Source organism: Streptomyces sp. NPDC101110 (assembly GCF_044759525.1).
Taxonomy (GTDB): Bacteria; Actinomycetota; Actinomycetes; order Streptomycetales; family Streptomycetaceae; genus Streptomyces.
On record NZ_JBIVZM010000003.1, the window covers coordinates 450958 to 471980 of the forward strand.

General features: G+C 70.4%; 20 protein-coding genes. 12 read left to right on the forward strand and 8 right to left on the reverse strand.

Features of this window, described 5'->3' with window-relative positions:
- The first annotated feature begins 28 nt into the window (after positions 1–28).
- Positions 29–2515, forward strand: a complete 2487-nt coding sequence (locus ACIQU3_RS08270) for an alpha-L-arabinofuranosidase C-terminal domain-containing protein (protein ID WP_403923979.1) — start codon at positions 29–31, stop codon at positions 2513–2515.
- A 63-nt stretch (positions 2516–2578) separates the two neighbouring features.
- Here the strand turns inward: ACIQU3_RS08270 and ACIQU3_RS08275 are convergent, their stop codons facing one another.
- Positions 2579–3259 (reverse strand): DUF6215 domain-containing protein, encoded by a 681-nt coding sequence (locus ACIQU3_RS08275; RefSeq protein WP_403728676.1) that lies wholly within the window; start codon positions 3257–3259, stop codon positions 2579–2581.
- Positions 3260–3432: 173 nt separating this feature from the next.
- Between ACIQU3_RS08275 and argC the strand changes: the two genes are divergently transcribed.
- The 5 genes from argC to ACIQU3_RS08300 are packed head-to-tail and all read left to right on the forward strand — an operon-like array spanning position 3433 to position 8266.
- Positions 3433–4461 (forward strand): N-acetyl-gamma-glutamyl-phosphate reductase, encoded by a 1029-nt coding sequence (gene argC / locus ACIQU3_RS08280; RefSeq protein WP_403728673.1) that lies wholly within the window; start codon positions 3433–3435, stop codon positions 4459–4461.
- The gene (gene argJ, locus ACIQU3_RS08285; protein WP_403728671.1) at positions 4458–5609 is read left to right on the forward strand and encodes a bifunctional glutamate N-acetyltransferase/amino-acid acetyltransferase ArgJ; all 1152 of its coding nucleotides are present in this window, start codon (positions 4458–4460) and stop codon (positions 5607–5609) included. The genes argC and argJ overlap by 4 nt, the downstream gene beginning before the upstream one ends.
- Entirely contained in the window at positions 5606–6517 is a 912-nt protein-coding gene (gene argB / locus ACIQU3_RS08290) for an acetylglutamate kinase (protein WP_403728668.1), read from the forward strand. Before argJ ends, argB begins: the two co-directional genes overlap by 4 nt.
- Complete coding sequence (locus ACIQU3_RS08295) at positions 6514–7713, forward strand: acetylornithine transaminase (RefSeq protein ID WP_403923982.1); 1200 nt, start codon at positions 6514–6516, stop codon at positions 7711–7713. The genes argB and ACIQU3_RS08295 overlap by 4 nt, the downstream gene beginning before the upstream one ends.
- 7 nt (positions 7714–7720) lie before the next feature.
- The gene (locus tag ACIQU3_RS08300; RefSeq protein WP_033311957.1) at positions 7721–8266 is read left to right on the forward strand and encodes an arginine repressor; all 546 of its coding nucleotides are present in this window, start codon (positions 7721–7723) and stop codon (positions 8264–8266) included.
- 103 nt (positions 8267–8369) lie between these two features.
- Here the strand turns inward: ACIQU3_RS08300 and ACIQU3_RS08305 are convergent, their stop codons facing one another.
- Complete coding sequence (locus ACIQU3_RS08305) at positions 8370–8645, reverse strand: hypothetical protein (RefSeq protein ID WP_403923985.1); 276 nt, start codon at positions 8643–8645, stop codon at positions 8370–8372.
- Positions 8646–8931: 286 nt separating this feature from the next.
- On the opposite strand from ACIQU3_RS08305, the gene ACIQU3_RS08310 reads away from it, so the two are divergent.
- The 4 genes from ACIQU3_RS08310 to ACIQU3_RS08325 all read left to right on the forward strand — a co-directional run bounded on the left by ACIQU3_RS08310 (position 8932) and on the right by ACIQU3_RS08325 (position 12171).
- The gene (locus tag ACIQU3_RS08310) at positions 8932–9489 is read left to right on the forward strand and encodes a PadR family transcriptional regulator (protein WP_403728662.1); all 558 of its coding nucleotides are present in this window, start codon (positions 8932–8934) and stop codon (positions 9487–9489) included.
- A gap of 72 nt (positions 9490–9561) precedes the next feature.
- Positions 9562–11286 (forward strand): acyl-CoA dehydrogenase family protein, encoded by a 1725-nt coding sequence (locus ACIQU3_RS08315; RefSeq protein WP_403728660.1) that lies wholly within the window; start codon positions 9562–9564, stop codon positions 11284–11286.
- A gap of 264 nt (positions 11287–11550) precedes the next feature.
- A complete protein-coding gene (locus ACIQU3_RS08320) occupies positions 11551–11904 on the forward strand; it encodes a hypothetical protein (RefSeq protein ID WP_403923988.1) in 354 nt (117 codons plus the stop codon).
- A gap of 6 nt (positions 11905–11910) precedes the next feature.
- Positions 11911–12171, forward strand: a complete 261-nt coding sequence (locus tag ACIQU3_RS08325) for a hypothetical protein (protein ID WP_403923989.1) — start codon at positions 11911–11913, stop codon at positions 12169–12171.
- 318 nt (positions 12172–12489) lie between these two features.
- On the opposite strand, the gene ACIQU3_RS08330 is transcribed toward ACIQU3_RS08325, so the two are convergent.
- The 6 genes from ACIQU3_RS08330 to ACIQU3_RS08355 form a co-directional block, all read right to left on the reverse strand.
- Positions 12490–13293 carry an FAD:protein FMN transferase gene (locus tag ACIQU3_RS08330; RefSeq protein ID WP_403728656.1) on the reverse strand — a complete coding sequence of 268 codons (804 nt, stop codon included), beginning with the start codon at positions 13291–13293 and terminating at the stop codon, positions 12490–12492.
- On the reverse strand, positions 13286–14365 hold the full coding sequence (locus ACIQU3_RS08335; protein WP_403728654.1) for an FMN-binding protein: 1080 nt from the start codon (positions 14363–14365) through the stop codon (positions 13286–13288). The genes ACIQU3_RS08330 and ACIQU3_RS08335 overlap by 8 nt, the downstream gene beginning before the upstream one ends.
- Before the next feature lie 40 nt (positions 14366–14405).
- Complete coding sequence (locus ACIQU3_RS08340; RefSeq protein WP_403728652.1) at positions 14406–15788, reverse strand: ferric reductase-like transmembrane domain-containing protein; 1383 nt, start codon at positions 15786–15788, stop codon at positions 14406–14408.
- A 127-nt stretch (positions 15789–15915) separates the two neighbouring features.
- Positions 15916–16614, reverse strand: a complete 699-nt coding sequence (locus ACIQU3_RS08345; RefSeq protein WP_403923992.1) for a L,D-transpeptidase — start codon at positions 16612–16614, stop codon at positions 15916–15918.
- Positions 16615–16617: 3 nt separating this feature from the next.
- Entirely contained in the window at positions 16618–17205 is a 588-nt protein-coding gene (locus ACIQU3_RS08350) for a pyridoxamine 5'-phosphate oxidase family protein (RefSeq protein WP_403923995.1), read from the reverse strand.
- A 141-nt stretch (positions 17206–17346) separates the two neighbouring features.
- The gene (locus ACIQU3_RS08355; protein WP_403923998.1) at positions 17347–18189 is read right to left on the reverse strand and encodes a hypothetical protein; all 843 of its coding nucleotides are present in this window, start codon (positions 18187–18189) and stop codon (positions 17347–17349) included.
- Between the two features lie 223 nt (positions 18190–18412).
- Here ACIQU3_RS08355 and argH point away from each other — a divergent pair, with 223 nt between their 5' ends.
- Both argH and ACIQU3_RS08365 read left to right on the forward strand, forming a co-directional pair.
- Entirely contained in the window at positions 18413–19846 is a 1434-nt protein-coding gene (gene argH / locus ACIQU3_RS08360) for an argininosuccinate lyase (protein WP_403728644.1), read from the forward strand.
- 144 nt (positions 19847–19990) lie between these two features.
- On the forward strand, positions 19991–20962 hold the full coding sequence (locus tag ACIQU3_RS08365; protein ID WP_403924001.1) for an aldo/keto reductase: 972 nt from the start codon (positions 19991–19993) through the stop codon (positions 20960–20962).
- Positions 20963–21023: the final 61 nt, after the last annotated feature.

The following is a 21023-nucleotide window of genomic DNA, read 5'->3' on the forward strand; positions in this document are numbered from 1 at the left end:
ACCTCTAGCAGAGAGCCGCGGAGTATCCATGCCACGCACCGACGCCCGCACCCGATGGAGACTCGGTCTCACCACCACCGCCCTCCTGACGGCGGCAGCCCTCGTACCGGCCCCCGCACACGCCGAGGACGTGACCGACTACGCGATCACCGTCGCCCCGTCCGACCGGGGCGCGAAGATCGACGACACGATGTACGGCGTCTTCTTCGAGGACATCAACCGCGCCGCCGACGGCGGTCTCTACGCCGAGCTCGTGCAGAACCGGTCCTTCGAGTACTCCACCGCCGACAACGGCTCCTACACACCCCTGACCTCATGGACGGCCGGCGGCACGGCCCAGGTCGTGAACGACTCGGGCCGCCTGAACGAGCGCAACCGCAACTACCTCTCCCTGGCCGCCGGTTCGTCCGTCACGAACGCCGGCTACAACACCGGCATCCGCGTCGAGCAGGGCAAGCGCTACGACTTCTCCGTGTGGGCCCGCACCGCGAGCGGCAGCACCCTCACCGTCTCCCTGAAGGACGCCTCCGGCGGTCTGGCCACCGCCCGCCAGATCGCGGTGAAGGGCGGCTGGGCCAAGTACAAGGCCACGTTCACGGCGACCCGCACGAGCAACCGCGGCCGGCTCGCCGTCACCTCGGCGAACGCCGCCGCGCTCGACGAGGTGTCGCTCTTCCCGCGCGAGACCTACAAGAACCAGCCGAACGGCCTGCGCAAGGACCTCGCCGAGAAGATCGCCGCCCTGAAGCCGGGCTTCGTGCGCTTCCCGGGCGGCTGCCTGGTCAACACCGGCTCCATGGTGGACTACAGCGCGGCCTCGAACTGGCAGCGCAAGCGCAGCTACCAGTGGAAGGACACCATAGGCCCGGTCGAGGAGCGTGCCACCAACGCCAACTTCTGGGGCTACAACCAGAGCTACGGCCTCGGCTACTACGAGTATTTCCGCTTCTCGGAGGACATCGGCGCCATGCCGCTGCCCGTCGTCCCCGCGCTGGTCACCGGCTGCGGCCAGAACAAGGCCGTCGACGACGGCGCGCTGCTCAAGCGGCACATCCAGGACACCCTCGACCTGATCGAGTTCGCCAACGGCCCGGCCACCTCCGAGTGGGGCAAGGTCCGCGCGCGGATGGGGCACCCCAAGCCCTTCCACCTCACCCACATCGAGGTCGGCAACGAGGAGAACCTCCCCAGGGAGTTCTTCGCCCGCTTCCAGCAGTTCCGGGCCGCCGTCGAGGCTGAGTACCCGGACATCACCGTCATCTCCAACTCGGGTCCCGACGACGCGGGCTCGATCTTCGACACCGCCTGGCAGCTCAACCGCGACGCCGAGGTGGACATGGTCGACGAGCACTACTACAACAGCCCGAACTGGTTCCTGCAGAACAACGACCGCTACGACTCCTACGACCGCGAGGGGCCCAAGGTCTTCCTCGGCGAGTACGCCTCGCAGGGCAACGCCTGGAAGAACGGCCTGTCCGAAGCCGCCTTCATGACCGGTCTGGAGCGCAACGCCGACGTCGTCAAGCTCGCCTCGTACGCCCCGCTGCTCGCCAACGAGGACTATGTGCAGTGGCGGCCGGACCTGATCTGGTTCAACAACCGGGCGTCCTGGAACTCGGCCAACTACGAGGTCCAGAAGCTGTTCATGAACAACGTCGGCGACCGTGTCGTGCCCTCGAAGGCCACCACCACGCCGAACGTCAGCGGTCCCATCACCGGTGCCGTCGGCCTGTCGACGTGGGCGACCAGCGCCGCGTACGACGACGTGAAGGTCACCTCGGCCGGGGGCTCGACCCTGCTGCGCGACGACTTCTCCGGTGACGCCTCGAAGTGGAAGCACAGCGGGACGGGCAGCTGGAGCATCCAGGACGGCCAGTACGTCCAGACCGACACCGCCGCCGAGAACACCATGGTGACGGCGGGCGACCCGGCCTGGAAGGACTACGACGTGCATGTGAAGGCCACCAAGAAGTCCGGCAAGGAGGGCTTCCTCGTCGCCTTCGGGGTCAAGGACACCGGCAACTACTACTGGTGGAACCTGGGCGGCTGGAACAACACCCAGTCCGCGATCGAGCAGGCCGTGGACGGCGGCAAGGGCACCCTGATGACGAAGGCCGGCTCGATCGAGACCGGGCGGGCCTACGACATCGACATCAAGGTGCGCGGCCGCCAGGTCACCCTGTTCCTCGACGGCAAGGAGTGGGGGAGCTTCACCGACGACAAGCCTGCCGAGCCGTTCCGCCAGGTCGTCACCGAGGACGCGAGGACCGGGGACCTGATCGTCAAGGTCGTCAACGCCCAGGCGGCCGAGGCCCGCACGGCCGTCGACCTCGGTGGGGCGAAGGTCGCGTCCACCGCCCGCGTCACCACGCTGGCCGCCGACGAGGACGCCGTGAACACCGAGACGGACACCCCGGTGACGCCGGTGACGTCCACGTTCCGAGGTGTGGCGGAGAAGTTCACCTACACCTTCCCCGCCCACTCCGTGACGTTCCTGCGGATCAAGCAGAGGTGACCTCGCGCTGCACGGCCGCCGTCCCCGGGGCGGTGGCCGCGCGGCGCCGTCACCGCGTGCGCGTCACCTGCCGGACTTCCACCCGGGGACCGTCGGCAGCACCTTCTCCGCGACGCGCAGCAGCACCGCGTCGTCCGGCACCACACCGTCCGCGCGCCACAGGGTGACGTCGAGGGAACCGCCGTGGTCCTTCGCGTCCCGCGCCACGGTCAGGGCCCGGGCCGGAACGCCCGGACCGCTGTCGACGTCCTCGCCGTCGAGCCGGAAGCTGATGCTGATGGTGCGGTCCGAGTAGAGCACCCCCGGGCGGCCCAGCACCTTCTGCGAAACGGCGTCCCTCCCGAGCAGTGCTTCCGAGCCGGCCACGGGAAGGCCGTCGTAGGTCGCCGACAGCGTCACGGTGTACGTCTCGAACTCGACCTGCGCCTGCGGGGTGGCGATCTTCCCGATGGAGCTGTCGCTGCCGGAGGCCGTCTTCGCGATCTCCGCCGGCGTGCCCAGCAGCGTGGCAAGGTCGGACCGGTTCAGCGCCTCGCACAGCTGCGCGCCGGAGAGGTGCCCGCCCTTCGCGGCCGGGGTCTCGCCCTCGGAGCAGGCGGCCGGCTTCGGCTCGCTCCTCTCCTCCGACGACGTCTGCGCGAGCCCCCAGAAGCCCGCGCCCAGCGCCCCCACCAGTACCACCGCCGCGAGCGCCTGCCCCCACGCGTTCGGGCTCTTCATGGGCGCGTCGATCTGCCCGGTCATGTTCCCCCACCCACCGTGATCCCCTGAAATGTGCCCGCGGACCTTACCCTGTGGTCATGGTCAGGACAAAGTCGGTTTCCGGGAGTGCCGGCGCGACGACCGAGCCGCCCCTGTATGGGATTGCATAAACGTGCAGAGAAACGTATAGTCATGCCCTCTAAGGAGGAGGTTCCATGGCGGTGCGTGCGGCAGTGGCCGGAGCGAGCGGATATGCGGGCGGGGAACTGCTGCGTCTGCTCCTGACCCACCCCGACGTCGAGATCGGTGCCCTGACCGGCAACTCGAACGCGGGACAGAAGCTCGGTGCGCTCCAGCCGCACCTGCTGCCCCTGGCCGGCCGTGTCCTCCAGGAGACCACCCCGGACGTGCTCGCCGGCCACGACGTCGTCTTCCTCGCGCTGCCGCACGGGCAGTCCGCCGCCGTCGCCGAACAGCTCGGCCCGGACGTGCTCGTCGTCGACATGGGCGCCGACTTCCGCCTGACCGACGCCGCCGCCTGGGAGCGGTTCTACGGCTCCCCGCACGCCGGGACCTGGCCCTACGGCCTTCCCGAACTGCCGGGTGCCCGCGCCGCGTTGGAGGGGTCCAAGCGCGTCGCGGTGCCCGGTTGCTACCCGACCGCCGTCTCGTTGGCCCTCTTCCCGGCCTACGCGGCGGGCCTGGCCGAACCCGAGGCCGTGATCGTCGCCGCGTCCGGCACCTCCGGCGCGGGCAAGGCACCCAAGCCACACCTGCTGGGCAGCGAGGTCATGGGATCGATGTCCCCGTACGGCGTCGGCGGCGGACACCGGCACACCCCCGAGATCACCCAGAACCTGAGCGCGGCCGCCGGGCAGCCGGTCTCCGTCTCCTTCACCCCGACCCTCGCGCCGATGCCGCGCGGCATCCTCGCCACGTGCAGCGCCAAGGCCGCCGACGGCGTCACGGGCGAGTCGCTGCGCGCCGCCTACGAGAAGACCTTCGCCGACGAACCGTTCGTGCACCTGCTCCCCGAGGGCCAGTGGCCCGCCACGGCGTCCGTCCACGGTTCGAACGCCGTTCAGGTGCAGGTCGCGTACGACGCGGACGCCGGACGGATCATCGTGATCAGCGCCATCGACAACCTCACCAAGGGCACCGCGGGCGGTGCCGTCCAGAGCATGAACATCGCCCTGGGCCTCGACGAGACCACCGGACTGACGACGATCGGAGTTGCGCCGTGAGTGTGACGGCAGCAAAGGGATTCACGGCGGCGGGCATCGCCGCCGGGATCAAGGAGAACGGCAACCCCGACCTGGCCCTCGTGGTCAACACCGGCCCCCGCCGCGCCGCCGCGGGCGTCTTCACCTCCAACCGCGTCAAGGCCGCCCCGGTCCTGTGGTCCGAGCAGGTGCTGAAGAGCGGTCAGGTGTCCGCCGTCGTCCTCAACTCCGGTGGTGCCAACGCCTGCACGGGCCCCAAGGGCTTCCAGGACACCCACGCGACCGCCGAGAAGGCCGCCGAGGTCCTCGGCCGGGGCGCCGTCGAGGTCGCCGTCTGCTCCACCGGCCTCATCGGCGTCCTGCTCCCCATGGACAAGCTGCTCCCGGGCATCGAGACGGCCGCCGCCCAGCTCTCCGAGCACGGCGGCGAGAAGGCCGCCATCGCCATCAAGACCACCGACACCGTCCACAAGACGTCCGTCGTCACCAAGGACGGCTGGACCGTCGGCGGCATGGCCAAGGGCGCGGGCATGCTCGCCCCCGGCCTCGCCACCATGCTCGTCGTCCTCACCACCGACGCGGCCCTCGACGACGACGTCCTGGACAAGGCACTGCGCGCCGCCACCCGCACGACCTTCGACCGGGTCGACTCCGACGGCTGCATGTCCACCAACGACACCGTGCTGCTGCTCGCCTCCGGCTCCGCCGAGGTCACCCCCGCGTACGCGGAGTTCGCCGAGGCCGTACGGCAGGTCTGCGACGACCTCGGCCAGCAGCTCATCCGGGACGCCGAGGGCGCCAGCAAGGACATCAAGGTCGAGGTGGTCGGCGCCGCGACCGAGGACGACGCCGTCGAGGTGGGCCGCTCCATCGCCCGCAACAACCTCCTCAAGTGCGCCATCCACGGCGAGGACCCCAACTGGGGCCGCGTGCTCTCCGCGATCGGCACCACCTCCGCCGCCTTCGAGCCCGACCGGCTGAACGTCGCCATCAACGGCGTGTGGGTCTGCAAGAACGGCGGCGTCGGCGAGGACCGCGACAAGGTCGACATGCGCTACCGCGAGGTGCACATCGTCGCCGACCTCGCCGCCGGGTCCGAGACCGCCACCATCTGGACCAACGACCTCACCGCCGACTACGTCCACGAGAACAGCGCCTACAGCTCATGACCACTCCGACCCGCAAGCACACCGCCCTGCCCAAGGCGCAGATCCTCATCGAGGCGCTGCCGTGGCTGGTCCGGCACAACGGCAAGACGGTCGTCATCAAGTTCGGCGGCAACGCCATGGTCGACGAGGACCTGAAGGCCGCCTTCGCCCAGGACGTGGTCTTCCTGCACCACGCCGGCCTCAAGCCCGTCGTCGTGCACGGCGGAGGCCCGCAGATCAGCGCGGCCCTCGACCAGCACGGCATCGTCAGCGAGTTCAAGGCCGGCCTCAGGGTGACCACCGAGGACGCCATGGACGTCGTACGGATGGTGCTGGCCGGGCAGGTCCAGCGCGAGCTGGTCGGGCTGCTCAACCAGCACGGGCCGCTCGCCGTCGGCCTGACGGGCGAGGACGCCCACACCATCACCGCGACCAAGCACCAGCCCGAGATCGACGGCGAACTGGTCGACATCGGGCGGGTGGGCGAGATCACCGCGATCGACACGGGCGCGATCGAGGCCCTGCTCGCCGACGGCCGCATCCCGGTCGTCTCCTCGATCGCCCGGAGCCAGGACGACGGACATGTCTACAACGTCAATGCTGATACGGCTGCTGCGGCACTCGCTGCTGCACTGGGCGCCGAAACCCTCATGGTCCTCACGGACGTCGAGGGCCTCTACGAGGACTGGCCGCACAGCGACGAGGTGATCAGTCGCCTCACCGCCGCCGAACTGGAGCGGCTGCTGCCGGACCTGTCGTCCGGCATGGTGCCGAAGATGGAGGGCTGCCTGCACGCCGTACGCAACGGTGTCACCACGGCCCGCGTCATCGACGGCCGGGTCCAGCACTCGATCCTGCTGGAGATCTTCACCGACGAGGGCATCGGCACGATGGTCGTGCCCGACGAGCAGGAGGGGGACGCCGTATGACCGCCCACCAGGAGTACGCCGAGCGGTGGCAGGGCGCACTCATGAACAACTACGGCACTCCGCTGCTGCCCCTGGCACGCGGCGAGGGCACCCGGGTGTGGGACGCCGACGGCAACACGTACCTCGACTTCGTCGGCGGCATCGCCACCAACGCCCTCGGCCACGCCCACCCGGCGGTCGTCGAGGCCGTCACCCGGCAGATCGGCTCGCTCGGCCACATCTCCAACTTCTTCATGGCCGAGCCGACCGTCGCCCTCGCCGAACGGCTGCTCGACCTGTTCGGCCGGGACGGCAAGGTCTTCTTCTGCAACTCCGGCGCCGAGGCCAACGAAGCCGCCTTCAAGATCGGCCGGCTGACCGGGCGGACCCACATCGTCGCCACCGAGGGCGCCTTCCACGGGCGGACCATGGGTGCCCTGGCGCTCACCGGCCAGGCCGGCAAGCGCGAGCCGTTCCTGCCGCTGCCCGGCGACGTCACGCACGTGCCGTTCGGAGACGCCCAGGCCCTGGCCGCGGCGGTGACGGAGGAGACCGCGCTCGTCATCCTCGAACCGATCCAGGGCGAGCTCGGCGTGGTCGTCCCGCCCGCCGGTTACCTCAAGGCGGCCCGGGCCATCACGGCCGCGACCGGGGCGCTCCTCGTCCTCGACGAGGTGCAGACCGGCATCGGCCGGACCGGGCACTGGTTCGAGTACCAGGCGCACGAGGGCGTCCTGCCCGACGTGGTCACCCTCGCCAAGCAGCTCGGCGGCGGGCTGCCGCTCGGCGCCACCGTCGCCTTCGGGCGCGCGGCCGACCTGCTCCGGCCCGGCCAGCACGGCACCACCTTCGGCGGCAACCCCGTGGCCTGTGCCGCCGGGCTCGCCGTCCTCGACACCATCGGGAACGAGGGGTTGCTGGAGAACGTCAAGCGGCAGAGCGAGCGGTTGCGGGACGGAATCGAGGGCCTCGGCCATCCGTTGATCGATTTCGTCCGGGGAAGGGGACTCCTCCTGGGTATCGTGCTCACCGAGCCGCTCGCGCCCCAGGTGCGCCAGGCGGCTCAGGAGGCCGGATTCCTGGTGAACGTGCCCGCCCCCGACGTCGTCCGGCTGATGCCGCCGCTGAACCTTCGCGACGACGAGGCGGACGCGTTCCTCGGGGCGCTGCCCGGCATCCTCCAGGCAGCCGGCGGGGACGGACGAACCGGGGAATGAGACGACGATGAGCCAGGCGCAGGACCACGAGCAGCCGGGGGCGAACGGGCCCGCCGTGCCGCAGACCCGCACCGCCCGCCACCGCCGGATCGTGGACATCCTCAACCGGCAGCCGGTCCGCTCGCAGAGCCAGCTGGCGAAGCTGCTCGCCGACGACGGGCTGAGCGTCACGCAGGCCACGCTCAGCCGGGACCTGGACGAGCTGAACGCGGTGAAGATCCGCAACGCCGACGGGGACCTGATCTACGCGGTGCCCAGCGAGGGCGGGTTCCGCACGCCCCGGGCGCCGCTGGGCGGGTCGGCCAAGGAGGAGCGGATGCGGCGGCTCTCACAGGAGCTGCTGATCTCCGCGGAGGCCTCGGCGAACCTCGTGGTCCTGCGGACCCCTCCCGGGGCAGCGCAGTTCCTGGCTTCGGCCATCGACCAGGCCGAGCTGCACGACATCCTGGGGACCATCGCCGGTGACGACACGCTGCTGCTGATCAGCAGGGAGCCGACGGGTGGGCAGGCGCTGGCCGACCATTTGCTGAGGCTGGCCCAGAACGGGCACTAGGACCTGTCCGGCCGATCACTCCGGGTGCGCCGGGGCAGGAAGCCGCTCGCGCTGCCCCGGCCAGGGCTTCGATCATGACCAACGGGACACCGGCGTGGTGAGGTCAGGGCGCGAAGTACCAGCAGTACAGGCCCAGGCCTCTCTCCGCGCGCCTCATGGCCAGAGCCGACAGACGCTCAAGGAGGCCGACGGCACTGCCCGGCCCGATCTCGTCGCCCATCTCGGAGGCGGTCTCGGCCCACGTGAGAGCGGTGGTTCTGAGCTGATCCGTTCCTGCACCGGCCAGGGCCGTCGAGAGCGTCTGCGGAACAGCGAAGACGGTGAAACCGTCGTTGCCCATGGGCACCACGTGCCGGAGCGGACTCTCCGCCCCCGTCAACAGAGCTTCCCACCTCGGGACTGCGTCATCCGGATGGATGCCGTCACACGGCACGGCAGGAAAGTCATGGCTCTTGCGCGGTCCTACCCGCACGGCTGACTCGTCGCCTTCAGCAATGAAGAACTCTCCTGCCGGCACCATCTGCTGATGATGGCATGTCTCGGTACCGGGCAACCCCGCCCCCGGCACCCTGCCGTCGGCAATGACTGCGTGACCTGCCCCGGGGTGAGCCGCGTCTCACGGCGGAAGCGTTGTTATGCAACGAAGTGCATAGGAGGATCGCCACATGGCGCTCGAGCACGCGATCCTCGTTTCCCTGCTGGAGAAGCCGGGCTCCGGCTATGAGCTGGCCCGGCGGTTCGAGCGGTCCATCGGATACTTCTGGACCGCCACCCACCAGCAGATCTACCGCGTGCTCAAGCGGATGGAGAGCGACGGCTGGGTCGACGTCCGGGACGTCCCGCAGTACGGGCGTCCGGACAAGAAGGAGTACTCCGTCGCCCAGCCCGGACGGGCAGCGCTTTCCATGTGGCTGAGCGAACCGACCGAGCCGGAGAGCGTGCGGCACGACCTCGCGGTCAAGATCCGGGGTGCCGCCTTCGACGATCCGGCAGCCCTGATCAGTGAGGTCGAGCGGCACCGGCAGGCGCACACCGGCCGCCTCGCCCACTACCTCGCGGGCGAGATGCGTGACTTCGGGGAGCCTGCGGCGGACGGTCCGCTCGACGCCGAGCGGGAACTCCAGCACGTCGTGCTGCGCGGCGGCATCGCGTACGAACGCATGATGATCGCCTGGCTCGACGACGTCCTCGCCACACTCGCCCGTTTCGACGCCGAACACTGACCTGCCGAGCGGGCCCTCACCGTGCCCGTGCCCGGACCCATCCTCATCCGACCCAGCCGAAAGGCGGCACCCGTGACCGACGCGCTGCTCTTCAACCCGCGCACCTACGACCCCGCGCACTTCGACCCGGAGACCCGCAGGCTGCTGCGCGCCACTGTCGACTGGTTCGAGGAGCGCGGCAAGCGCCGGCTGATCGAGGACTACCGGACCCGCGCCTGGCTCGGCGACTTCCTCGCCTTCGCCGCGAAGGAAGGGCTCTTCGCGACCTTCCTCACCCCCGCCTCCGCCGCCGCGGAGGGCGATGGCGACAAGCGCTGGGACACTGCCCGCATCGCCGCCCTCAACGAGATACTCGGCTTCTACGGCCTCGACTACTGGTACGCCTGGCAGGTCACCATCCTCGGACTCGGCCCCGTCTGGCAGAGCGGCAACCCCGCCGCCCGCGCCCGCGCCGCCGAACTGCTCTCCCAGGGCGAGGTGTTCGCCTTCGGCCTGTCCGAGAAGACCCACGGCGCCGACATCTACTCCACCGACATGCTGCTGGAGCCCGACGGCGAGGGCGGCTTCCGCGCCACCGGCTCCAAGTACTACATCGGCAACGGCAACGCCGCCGGGCTCGTCTCCGTCTTCGGCCGCCGCACCGACGTCGAGGGTCCCGACGGCTACGTCTTCTTCGCCGCCGACAGCCGCCACCCGGCCTACCACCTCGTCAAGAACGTCGTCGACTCCTCGAAGTACGTCAGCGAGTTCCGCCTCGAGGACTATCCCGTAGCCCCCGAAGACGTCCTGCACACCGGCCGCGCCGCATTCGACGCCGCCCTCAACACCGTCAACGTCGGCAAGTTCAACCTGTGCACCGCCTCGATCGGCATCTGCGAGCACGCGATGTACGAGGCCGTCACCCACGCGCAGAACCGCATCCTCTACGGCCGCCCCGTCACCGCCTTCCCGCACGTGCGGCGCGAACTGGCCGACGCGTACGTCCGGCTCGTCGGCATGAAGCTCTTCAGCGACCGGGCCGTCGACTACTTCCGCACCGCGGGCCCCGACGACCGCCGCTACCTCCTCTTCAACCCGATGACGAAGATGAAGGTGACCACCGAGGGCGAGAAGGTCATCGACCTGATGTGGGACGTCATCGCCGCCAAGGGCTTCGAGAAGGACAACTACTTCGCCCAGGCCGCCGTCGAGATCCGCGGCCTGCCGAAGCTGGAGGGCACCGTCCACGTCAATCTGGCGCTGATCCTCAAGTTCATGCGCAACCACCTCCTCGACCCGGTCGCGTACGAGCCCGTCCCGACCCGCCTCGACGCGGCCGACGACGACTTCCTCTTCCGCCAGGGCCCGGCCCGCGGCCTCGGCTCGGTGCGCTTCCACGACTGGCGGCCGGCCTTCGACGCCTACGCCCACCTGCCCAACGTCGCCCGGTTCCGTGAACAGGCCGACGCGCTCTGCGAGTTCGTGCGCTCCGCCGCTCCCGACGAGGAGCAGAGCCGGGACCTCGATCTCCTCCTCGCCGTCGGGCAGCTCTTCGCGCTCGTCGTCCACGGTCAGCTGGTCCTGGAGCAGGCGGCCCTGGCCGGCGTCGAGGAGGACGTCCTCGACGAACTGTTCGCCGTCCTCGTACGTGACTTCTCCGCGCACGCCGTCGAACTGCACGGCAAGGACTCCGCAACCGAGCAGCAGCAGCTCTGGGCACTCGGCGCCGTCCGGCGCCCGGCGGTCGACGAGGCCCGTTCGGAGCGCGTCTGGCAGCGCGTCGAGGCGCTGTCGGGGGCGTACGAGATGATGCCCTGAGGCCTCGGCACGGCCTCGGACGAAACGCAGCGGGGTACGGGCGGCAGCCCGTACCCCGCGAGTCAGTCACATGCTTCAGCGCGATGCGCTGATGCCTGCACTGGGCGTCGTTTCCAGCGCCCGGAATGTACCCCACAGTCTCGCCTTTTGGGTACGTGACCGAATAGGCCGCGACATTGTGGTTTTCCAGGTGCCGGGTGTAACGCGGCGGCGAATACCGGACGCTGTAGGGGGAGGCAACAAAACCGTCAGATCGGATCCCTCATGCACAACACCGGCCCGGCTTCCGGATACCAGGCCTACGACCAGCCCCCAGGGCCCGACCGCTCCGCCCGCAACCAGGCCGGTGCACGCAGAACAGCCCTCGCCATCTGCACGATCGCCGACATCGCGGCCGGTCTGTTGGCCCTGTGGATCGTGCTCCACCTCCTCGACGCCAATCAGGTGAACCCCTTCGTCGAATTCGTGCACGGAACGGCGGACTGGCTGTCCGGCTGGGCGCAGGACATTTTCACCATGGACACAGAGGGGCTACGTGTCGTCCTCAATTACGGACTTCCGGCGGTCATCTACCTGCTGATCGGTCACGGTATCGCCACACGGATCAACCGAGCCTGACGTGACGTGAATGTGGTGCTTCTGTGGTGCCTCGCGAAAACCGAGCGTCGCGCCGGAACCACTGCTGAGGAAAACGCCCGAACTGGAATGACCGACTCGGTGACAGACAGCCTGAACGAACCACCTGACCCGCCGATTCACGAAGACCTCGGGCGCGAGCAGGGCGATGTCGTGGCAGACGCCGTGTCGGCCGCCTGGCACGCGCAACACCCGGCTGCCCAACCGCTGGGCAGCAGCCCATCGGACCAGCAGCATCCCCCGGCGTGACACCCGGGACCCGTCGCACGCTGTAGCAAGTGGGTCGCGAGATCGACCCCGTGAGGCCCGCTTTCCCCCCGTGAGCTGGTCTCGTGCGAGGGCGGGCAGGTACATCCCCCCGTTACCTGCCCGCCCCCGCGTACAGCCGGCCCTGCTTCGGCCGCCTCACAGCCGATCGGGGCGAGGCGGAGCCGACGGGCGCTCGTGGCTGCACGGAGGCCATCCGACCGCGAACTTGATTGCCCGGACAGGTCCTCGGGTTCTCGTCCGGGTTCGGGTGGACCGTGGCCGGTCGCGCGGCCCCGCGCCCCTGAGGGGGGACGCCCCTCACCCGAGCCTCGCAGCCAAGCCCCCCGTACACCGCACCTCGTCGCCGGCCGTGATCAGCAGCGCCTCCACGTCCGGCAGCGACTCCAGCCACGCCAGGCCCTCCCGCGACCCCATCGCGAACGCCGCCGTGGCCCAGCAGTCCACCCAAGTCAGCCGGGGCCCCACCACCGTCACGGAGACCAGGTCGGTCACGGCGGAACGCCCCGTCCGGGGATCGACGATGTGGTCCCCCCGCTCGGCCGTACCGGACGTGGCCACGGACAGCTCCGCCACCCCCGCCGCCGAGACGACCGCCGCCAGGCCACCCGGCCGCAACGGATCGGACACCCCCACGCGCCACGGCCGCTGCCCACCCGGTGTCCCGAGCAGCTGCACATCGCCGCCGCCGTTGAGATTCACCCCGCACACCCCGGGCACCTCCGCCAGCCGCCGCGCCGCCCGCTCGACCGCCCAGCCCTTCACGATGCCGGTCGGATCGAGGCGGCCCTGGTACGACGTGCTGAACCAGCCGTGACTCAGCCGCTCCGCCTCCGCGGCCAGTTCCAGCACCTCGGCGACCTCGGGATCACACTGCGCGACGCTCACCTCACCGCGTTGCAGCCGCGAGATCTGACTGTCCTCGCGGTACGTGCTGAACACCTCGTCCACCCGGTGTAGCCCGGCCACGGCCTCGTCCAGGGCCGCACGCACGGCGGCCGGTTCCCCGCCGCGGACGTCGAAGGAGAAGACGGTCCCCATCGTCTCCTCGGCATGACGTACCGCGGCGGGAGCCTCAGCGGAGTCGGCCACGGTGTCAGCCACCGGCCTGGTCCAGCGCGGACTGGAGCGACTTCTTGTAGCCGGCGCTGGTGTACGTGGCTCCGGAGACGGCGTCGATGTCGGCGTTTCCGGCCGCCACGGCCGCCTGGTTGAGGCGGGGGACGGAGGAGGAGGTGATCTGGTCGCTGCGGCCGCCCTTGGGTGCCTGGACCGCCTCGGCCTTGGTGATCTTCCCCCCGGCCACGGTCACCCGCACCTGCACCGGCCCGTACTGCGTCTGCGCCACGCTGCCGGTCAGTGTCTGCGTCGCGGCCTGACCGCCCCCCGACCCCGCCGCCTGGCCGCCTCCCGAACCCGCCGCCTGCGAGGAACCGCCCCCGGCCGGAGCCTTGTCCAAGGCCGACTGGAGGGACTTCTTGTAGCCGGCGCTGGTGTACGTGGCTCCGGAGACGGCGTCGATGTCGGCGTTTCCGGCCGCCACGGCCGCCTGGTTGAGGCGGGGGACGGAGGAGGAGGTGATCTGGTCGCTGCGGCCGCCCTTGGGTGCCTGGACCGCCTCGGCCTTGGTGATCTTCCCCCCGGCCACGGTCACCCGCACCTGCACCGGCCCGTACTGCGTCTGCGCGACATCGCCGGTCAGCGTCTGCGCGCCGCCCGCCCCCTGCTGCGCCCCACCGGACGCCTTCGCCTTGTCCAGGGCCGACTGGAGGGACTTCTTGTAGCCGGCGCTGGTGTACGTCGCCCCGGAGACCGCGTCGATCTCCGCGCTCTGCGCCGCGACCACCGCCTGGTTCAGCCGCGGCACCGAGCTGGCCGTGATCTGGTCGCTGCGGCCGCCCTTGGGCGCCTGGACCGCCTCGGCCTGGGTGATCTTGCCGTTGTTCATCGTCAGTCGGACCTGTACGGCGCCGTACTGCGTCTGCGCCGCGTCACCGGTGACCGCTCCGTTCACACCGCCCTGCGGTGCCTGCCCGGCCGCCGCCGGCGGTGCCTGCCCCGCCGCCTGCGCCGACCCCGGGTCGGAGGCCGGCTTCAGGGACAGCAGCAGCACGATCCCGGAGACGGTGGCTGCGCCGGCGAGCACGGCGCGCCGGACGGGGTGAGACTTCCTCATCGTTTCCCAAACTCCTGAAGGGCTGTTGGTGTCCCGTCGCTCACATCTCGAACGACTCGTGATGGATACGGCGGGCGGGCACGCCCGCGCCGCGCAGTGCCTCGTAGACCGACTGCGCGAAGCCGGGCGGCCCGCACATGAAGACGTCGTGGTCGTCGATGTCCGGGATCTTGCGCTGGAGGGACTCCGCCGAGATGTCGGGGCGCTCGCCCTCCGGGCTGTTGACCGCGTACATCAGCCGCGCGCCGCGCTCGTCGGCGATCTTGGCGAGTTCGCCCCACAACGCCAGGTCCTGCGTGGTGTTGGCGCGGTAGAGCAGGGTGATGTCGCCGGACGCGCCCGGCAGCGTCTCGAACAGCGCCCGCATCGGGGTGATGCCGACACCGCCCGCGACCAGCAGCACCTTGCCGCGACTGCGCCGCTGCGCGGTCATCGCGCCGTACGGGCCCTCGGCCCACACCTTGGTGCCGGGCTCGAGGTCGCGCAGCCGGGAGGTGTGGTCACCGATCGCCTTGACCGTGATCCGCAGCATGTCGGGGCGGGGCGCGGCCGACAGCGAGTACGGGTGCGAACTGAAGCGCATGCCCGGTGCCTTGAACCGCCAGCGGAAGAAGTGCCCGGCCTCCGCGCCCATCCGGTGCAGCTTGCGCCCGCTGATCAGCACGGACACGATCCCCGGCGTCTCCTCGATGACCGCCGCGACCCGCATCCGGTGGCGCAGGTTCAGCCGGATCGGGGTGAGGATCCGGTACCAGACGACCAGCGCGGTCACCACGCCGTACAGCCCGTACCAGAAGGTCTTCGCGGCCGGCTCGACGGCGAACTCGTTGCCGGTCGTGATCTGGTGCCAGAACGTCATGTACACCGACGCGTACGTGAGCAGGTGCACGTGGTACCAGGTGTCGTAGCCGATCAGGCGCCGCACCCCGCCGATCGACAGGATCCCGATGAGGAACAGCAGGCCCGTGCCGATGGCGGCCTTGCCCATGTCCGGCAGCTGGTTGACGGAGTCCACCGTCTGCTGGACGACGTCACCGAGCCCCTTGCCCGCCTGGAGCGCGTAACCCCACATGGTGAGGAAGACGTGGGCCAGCACCAGACAGAGCGTGTAGCGGCCGGTCATCGCGTGCCAGCGTGCCACCCGGTCGGTGCCCACCCGGCGCTCCAGCGCGGGCACCCGGGCCATCTGGAGCACCACGAGCGCCATGAGGTACCCGGCGAGCAGGCCGGTGATCCGGCCCGCGGCAAGGATCTTGCTCGTGTTGTCGGCGAGGGACGGCGTGTTGTCCCACCACAGCCACAGCACGGCCGCCGCACCGGCCCACAAGGCGATCAGCAGCGGGACGGCGGGTGAGCGGCGCGGGCGGATGCGGCGCATCGTCTGGCGGCGGGCGGCACGTCCGCCTGCGAGCGTGGTGGTCACGGTTCCTCCGTGGGGACTTGACCCTTGGCCCACACATACGTGCCGGGGCGCGGGAGCGTTCAGCCGTGCGCCGACTCGGGCGCGAACAGGACTGACCGCTGGTAACCCTCACGCGTCCGTCGTCCCGTCACAGGCGGGTGACGGACGTACTCCCGCTGCGCGTGCCCACCGCGATGTGCGGCCGACGTGCGGGGTTGACCCACACGAGGATCCGCCGCATCGCCTCCTCGGGCACCGACACGCAACCGGCCGTCGCCCCCCGCCCGTCGACGTGAAGGAAGATGCCCGCGCCGCGCCCCCGCACGGGACGCTCGTAGTTGAAGCCGACGACGAGCGCGTGCGCGTACTGAGTCGAGTAGCCGATCAGGTGCTCGGCCTCGGCGGCCCGGCAGTCCGCCGCGCGCGGCTCGCTCCAGCGGTTGTAGGAGCGGGAGTCGTTGTCCTGGCACCACCAGGAGTTCTGGTGCACCCGTCGGTAGGGATACGCCGTCCCGCGCGGCGCGGCCTTGATCCCGAAGGCGTACGGCAGACCGTAGAGGCCGGTCGGGGTGGTGTTCGTGCCCTGCTTGCGGCCGGCGCCCGCGACGAGCCCGTTCGCTCCGAAGCGCGCGGGCGCGGAACCCCGCTTCACCCAGCGTCCGTCCGAGCGGTCCCACCACGTGACGGTCCCCGTCGTCGAGGCCCGCGAGGGGGCGACCGCGGTGATGAGCTGGGTGCCTCCGCCGGTGTGCGCCATCCGGGCGGGCAGCGGCGGCGGGGGCACGGGCGGCCCGGCGCCGAGCACGATCAGACAGGAGAAGGCGAGGGCGGCGGCACCGGGACGCATGCCTCAGACCGTAGAGGGCGGCAGCGGCAACGGCAGCCCGGGTAGTCCGTCCAGGCTGGTGGCGATGTGCTCCTTCTTGCTGAAGTACGCGCCGAGGGACGCGTCGTCCTCCCGGGCGAACCGCTTGGCGTGCAGGTCCCGCTCCTCCTCGTACGCCATGAAGGGAACCGCGTAACCGCAGGTGTCGCGGATGAGTTCGGCGGTGACGACGATGATCGCGCGCAGACCGTGCCGTGCCCGGTCGATGTCGGGGAAGTGCCCGAGCAGCTCTCCGAAGCGGGGGTCGTCGCGGAAGACCGGCTCGCCCCTGCCGTGCACGCGCACGATGTTCGGCGGGCCCTGGAAGGCACACCACATCAGCGTGATCCGCCCGTTCTCCCGCAGGTGGGCGATGGTTTCGGCGTTGGAGCCGGCGAAGTCGAGGTAGGCCACGGTCTGCTCGTCCAGCACGGCGAACGAGCCCTTGAGGCCCTTGGGGGAGAGGTTGACGGTGCCGTCCGCGGCCAGGGGCGCCGTCGCGGTGAAGAAGACCGGCTGTCCCTCGATGAACGTGCGGAGTCGGCCGTCTATGCGCTCATGAGTCTTTCCCATGTCGAACGATTATGGCCGTGAATGTTTCGAGTGTCTAAGGAGTTGCGCGGGGTCCGGTCACCTCTGCCGGACCCCGCGGGCAGGCGTCGTACGTGGCCGCCCCGGCCGGCGCTCCCACGGGGCGGCCACAGCGCCTTCACCTCACTTGTTGAGGGTGCAGGCGGCCAGGGAATCGAGGCCCTGGGGCTTGGCGGCGGTCCGGCCGATGGCGGTGGCGATGCGGTTGACGGTCGAGACGCGCTTGTCCTTGAGGGGGCCGAGGATGGCGTTCTGGACGAAGTTGGGGCCGCCCTGGCCGACGGTGTCGACCAGGCGCTTGTTGGCTTCCTGGATCTGCGTGTTGAGCAGGGTGAGGTTGCGGTCGACCTCGGCCTTGGCGGAGGCGGGGACGGCCGGGAGCTTGGAGCGCACGTCGGGGCAGGTGATCGTGCCGGCGCCGGCATTGCCGGCGTTCCCCGCGTTACCGGCATTGCCCGCGTTCCCTGCGTTGCCGCCCGCCTGCGGCTTGCCGGCCGCGCCGCCGCCCGCGTTGGTGCCCGCGCCGTTGAGGGTGCAGGCGGCCAGGGAATCGAGGCCCTGGGGCTTGGCGGCGGTTCGGCCGATGGCGGTGGCGATGCGGTTGACGGTCGAGACGCGCTTGTCCTTGAGGGGGCCGAGGATGGCGTTCTGGACGAAGTTGGGGCCGCCCTGGCCGACGGTGTCGACCAGGCGCTTGTTGGCTTCCTGGATCTGCGTGTTGAGCAGGGTGAGGTTGCGGTCGACCTCGGCCTTGGCGGAGGCGGGGACGGCCGGGAGCTTGGAGCGCACGTCGGGGCAGGTGATCGTGCCGGGCCCGGCCAGCGTGCGGGCGTTCTTGGCGCCGCTGTCGGGCGTCTCCCCGGCGAGGGCGAAGCCGGCGATCACCGTGCCGGACAGCGCCACCGCGGCGGCGCCGCCGATGAACGTGACGCGACGCTTGTTGTACTTCGGAAGAGCCCTGGACATGCGGATGCCTCACTAGGGGGTCGGGGTGTTCGTCGGTGTCGTAACGCGGCGCCTGCGTTCGGCGAGAGGTACGGGTAAGCGGTTTCCCGCGTTCAAAGGATCTTCAAATTCCTCTCACGTGACCGAAAACAGGCCCCCGGTCCTGCTGGATTGACGAATCATGCAAAGGTCTGCATACTCATGCATGACGGTGAGGTACTTCCCCCCTTGAGGAGCGCAGCAGGTGAGCAGCAACAGCGGTGACGTCCGGCTCTGGGGCGGCCGGTTCGCCGACGGTCCCGCCGAGGCCCTGGCGAAGCTGTCCGCGTCCGTCCACTTCGACTGGCGGCTCGCGCCGTACGACATCGCCGGTTCGCGTGCCCACGCGCGCGTGCTGCACAAGGCGGGCCTGCTCACGGAGGACGAGCTGACCCGCATGATCGCCGGTCTCGACCAGCTGGAGACGGACGTCGCCGACGGCTCCTTCGTGGGCACGATCGCCGACGAGGACGTGCACACCGCCCTGGAGCGCGGCCTTCTGGAGCGCCTCGGCCCCGACCTCGGCGGCAAGCTGCGCGCGGGCCGCTCCCGCAACGACCAGGTCGCCACCCTGTTCCGCATGTACCTGCGCGACCACGCCCGGATCGTCGGCGGCCTGATCGCCGAGCTCCAGGACGCGCTGATCGGTCTGGCCGAGGCACACCCCGACGTGGCGATGCCCGGCCGCACGCATCTCCAGCACGCCCAGCCCGTCCTCTTCGCCCACCATGTCCTGGCCCACGTCCAGTCCCTCTCCCGGGACGCGGAGCGGCTGCGCCAGTGGGACGCGCGGACCGCGGTCTCGCCCTACGGCTCGGGCGCCCTGGCGGGTTCCTCCCTCGGGCTGGACCCGGAGGCGGTGGCGAAGGACCTCGGGTTCGAACACGGCTCGGCCGGCAACTCCATCGACGGCACGGCCTCCCGGGACTTCGTCGCCGAGTTCGCCTTCATCACGGCGATGATCGGCGTCAACCTCTCCCGGATCGCCGAGGAGGTCATCATCTGGAACACGAAGGAGTTCTCCTTCGTGACCCTCCATGACGCGTTCTCGACGGGCTCGTCGATCATGCCGCAGAAGAAGAACCCGGACATCGCCGAGCTGGCCCGGGGCAAGTCGGGTCGCCTGATCGGCAATCTCACGGGCCTGATGGCCACGCTCAAGGCCCTCCCGCTCGCGTACAACCGCGACCTCCAGGAGGACAAGGAGCCGGTCTTCGACTCCATCGACCAGCTGGAGGTCCTGCTGCCTGCCTTCACCGGCATGATGGCCACCCTCACCGTCCACCGCGAGCGCATGGAGGAACTGGCCCCGGCCGGCTTCTCCCTCGCCACGGACATCGCCGAGTGGCTGGTGAAGCAGGGCGTGCCGTTCCGCGTGGCCCACGAGGTGGCGGGCGAGTGCGTGAAGGTCGCCGAGGCCGAGGGCAAGGAGCTGGACGAGCTGACCGACGACCAGTTCGCGAAGATCTCCGCCCACCTCACGCCCGAGGTCCGCACGGTCCTCAACGTCCCCGGCGCACTGGCCTCCCGCAACGGCCGGGGCGGCACGGCCCCGAGCGCGGTCGCCGTCCAGTTGGCAGAGGTGAAGGCGGACGTGGCGGCCCAGCACGAGTGGGCGGTGGCCAGGAAGCAGGCCTGAGGGAGTCGCCCTCAGGGGCGCGGGGAACTGCGCGAACAGGCGCAGACGACCCGCACTCGCCGAAACACCGCACCGGTCGAGCTCAAAGGCGAAGGTCATCGCGGGTTACGTTGGTCGTCAGCCGCCGACCGAACGGAGCCAGCGATGCCCTTCGCCCGTCTCGCGAACGCCACAACCCCCACCTGCCACATCGGCCTTGGTCTCGCCGCGGTGGGACGCCCCGGCTACATCAACCTCGGCCGGGACCAGGACCTCGGGGAGGACCGCAGCGTCGAGACGCTCCGCACCCGCACGCACGAACTCCTCGACGCCGCCTACGCCCAGGGTGTCCGCTACTTCGACGTGGCCCGCTCCTACGGCCGCTCCGAGGAGTTCCTCGCCGACTGGCTGAAGGACCGGCCCGGCCTCGACGACGTCGTCGTAGGCAGCAAGTGGGGTTACACCTACACCGCCGGCTGGTCCACCGACGCCGAGAAGCACGAGGTCAAGGACCACGGCCTCGCCACCTACGAACGCCAGCGCGCCGAGAGCGACGCCCTGCTCGGCGACCGGCTCGACCTGTACCAGATCCACTCGGTGACCCCGGACAGTCCGGCTCTCGCCGACAAGGAGCTGCACGCGAAGCTCGCGGAGGCCGCCGCGCAGGGCCTCACCGTCGGGTTCTCCACCAGCGGCCCCGCCCAGGCGGACGCGATCCGCGCCGCCCTCGCCGTGACGGTCGAGGGCCAACCCCTCTTCCGTACCGTGCAGTCCACCTACAACGTGCTGGAGACCTCGGCCGCCCCCGCGCTCGCCGAGGCCCACGACGCCGGGCTCACCGTGATCGTCAAGGAGGGCATGGCCAACGGCCGCCTCGCCGGACCGCACGCCCCCGACGCCCTGCGGGAGATCGCCGAACGCACCGGCCTGGGCTGCGACGCTGTCGCCCTGGCCGTCATCCTCCGGCAGCCCTGGGCCGGCGTCGTCCTCTCCGGCGCCGCCACCACCAGTCAGCTCGCCTCGAACCTGCACGCGGCGGTCGTCGACCTCGACGACGACCAGCTGACCCGCCTCGCCACGCTGGCGGAGGAGCCGCACGCGTACTGGCAGCGGCGCGCGCAGCTGCCCTGGCACTGATCACCCCGTCACCTGGACCTCCACCTGCACCACCACGACGGTGGTGAGTCACGCATGCCCC

Coding starts and splice junctions, on each gene's coding strand:
- ACIQU3_RS08270 (WP_403923979.1), top strand. CDS start 29: ATGCCACGCACCGACGCCCGCACCCGATGGAGACTCGGTCTCACCACC.
- ACIQU3_RS08275 (WP_403728676.1), bottom strand. CDS start 3,259: ATGACCGGGCAGATCGACGCGCCCATGAAGAGCCCGAACGCGTGGGGG.
- argC (WP_403728673.1), top strand. CDS start 3,433: ATGGCGGTGCGTGCGGCAGTGGCCGGAGCGAGCGGATATGCGGGCGGG.
- argB (WP_403728668.1), top strand. CDS start 5,606: ATGACCACTCCGACCCGCAAGCACACCGCCCTGCCCAAGGCGCAGATC.
- ACIQU3_RS08295 (WP_403923982.1), top strand. CDS start 6,514: ATGACCGCCCACCAGGAGTACGCCGAGCGGTGGCAGGGCGCACTCATG.
- ACIQU3_RS08300 (WP_033311957.1), top strand. CDS start 7,721: ATGAGCCAGGCGCAGGACCACGAGCAGCCGGGGGCGAACGGGCCCGCC.
- ACIQU3_RS08310 (WP_403728662.1), top strand. CDS start 8,932: ATGGCGCTCGAGCACGCGATCCTCGTTTCCCTGCTGGAGAAGCCGGGC.
- ACIQU3_RS08320 (WP_403923988.1), top strand. CDS start 11,551: ATGCACAACACCGGCCCGGCTTCCGGATACCAGGCCTACGACCAGCCC.
- ACIQU3_RS08335 (WP_403728654.1), bottom strand. CDS start 14,365: ATGAGGAAGTCTCACCCCGTCCGGCGCGCCGTGCTCGCCGGCGCAGCC.
- ACIQU3_RS08345 (WP_403923992.1), bottom strand. CDS start 16,614: ATGCGTCCCGGTGCCGCCGCCCTCGCCTTCTCCTGTCTGATCGTGCTC.
- ACIQU3_RS08350 (WP_403923995.1), bottom strand. CDS start 17,205: ATGGGAAAGACTCATGAGCGCATAGACGGCCGACTCCGCACGTTCATC.
- ACIQU3_RS08355 (WP_403923998.1), bottom strand. CDS start 18,189: ATGTCCAGGGCTCTTCCGAAGTACAACAAGCGTCGCGTCACGTTCATC.
- ACIQU3_RS08365 (WP_403924001.1), top strand. CDS start 19,991: ATGCCCTTCGCCCGTCTCGCGAACGCCACAACCCCCACCTGCCACATC.